The organism is Verminephrobacter aporrectodeae subsp. tuberculatae At4, from assembly GCF_000193225.1.
Lineage (GTDB): Bacteria > Pseudomonadota > Gammaproteobacteria > Burkholderiales > Burkholderiaceae_C > Acidovorax > Acidovorax aporrectodeae.
On the sequence record NZ_AFAL01000755.1, the window covers coordinates 1 to 1,170 of the forward strand.

1 protein-coding gene is annotated in these 1,170 nt (G+C 72.7%); it reads left to right on the forward strand.

The window, feature by feature from the left end; genetic code table 11:
• Window positions 1-20: 20 nt before the first annotated feature.
• Window positions 21-1,170: glycerol-3-phosphate dehydrogenase/oxidase (locus VTU_RS0121170; protein WP_010108445.1), on the forward strand; the 1,150-nt coding region annotated here is incomplete at its 3' end.

Consider the following 1,170-nt stretch of genomic DNA (forward strand, 5'->3'; position numbering starts at 1 on the left):
TGCCTTCTATCCCCTGTTGCGTGTCTCAGGGCGCCGGCGTCACCGGCGCCGGCGCCGCGCTCGACGCGGCGGCGCGCGGCCTGTCGGTGGTGCTGCTGGACGCGGACGACATCGCCGCGGGCACCTCGTCGCGCTCGGGAAAAACCTTCCACGGCGGCCTGCGCTACCTCGAACAGCTGAACTTCCGGCTGGTCGCGCAGGCCATCGAAGAGCGCGACCTGCTGCTCAAGACCCTGTGCCCGCACATGGCGCACCCCGAGGCCTTCGTCTACCCGCTCACGCACGCATTCTGGGAACGCGCCTACGTGGGCGCGGGCGTGCTGCTGTACGCGCTTTTCGGCCGCAAGGGCGGCGCGGTCCCGCGGCCCAGGCATTTCAGCCGGGCCGGGCTGAAGGCGCATATTCCGTCGATCGACGCGCAGCGCGTGCGCGGCGGAATCCAGTACCACGACGCGCTCACGGACGACGCCCGGCACACGCTGGCCGTGGTGCGCACCGCAGCGGGCCATGGCGCCCGGGTGATTACGCGCGCGCCGGTGGTCGGTTTTCTGCGCGACGGCGACCGGGTTTGCGGCGTGCTGGTGCGCGACGCCCTGACGGGCGCGACGCAGCGCATCGCCGCGCGCGCGGTGATCAACGCCACCGGCGTCTGGGCCGACGAATTGCAGCAGCTGGCGGGCGCGAACACCTTCCGCGTGCAACCGGCCAAGGGCGTGCACCTGCTGCTGCGGCCCGACGCGCTGCAATCGGAAAGCGGAATCCTGGCGCGCGCCGCGGACTCGGTGATCATCGCCCGGCGCTGGTACGGCTACTGGCTCGTGGGCACCACGGACTCGCCGTGGAACGGCGCCAAGTCGCAGCCCGTGGCCGAAGCCGCCGACGTGGACTACCTGCTCGACAACCTGAACCGCTACCTCGCGCGCAAGATCGGCCGCGCCGACGTGCTCGGCGCATACGCCGGCCTGCGCCCGCTGCTCAAGCCGGTGGGCGAGAACGCGGAGACGACCAGCGCGCTCTCGCGCGAGCACGCCGTGCTCCCGGGGCCGGCCGGGTTGACGACCATCGTCGGTGGCAAATACACCACCTACCGCCGCATGGCCCGCGACGCCGTGGACGCCGCGCTGCGGCCGCTGGGCGTGGACACGCCCTCGCGCACCGCCACGCTGGCGC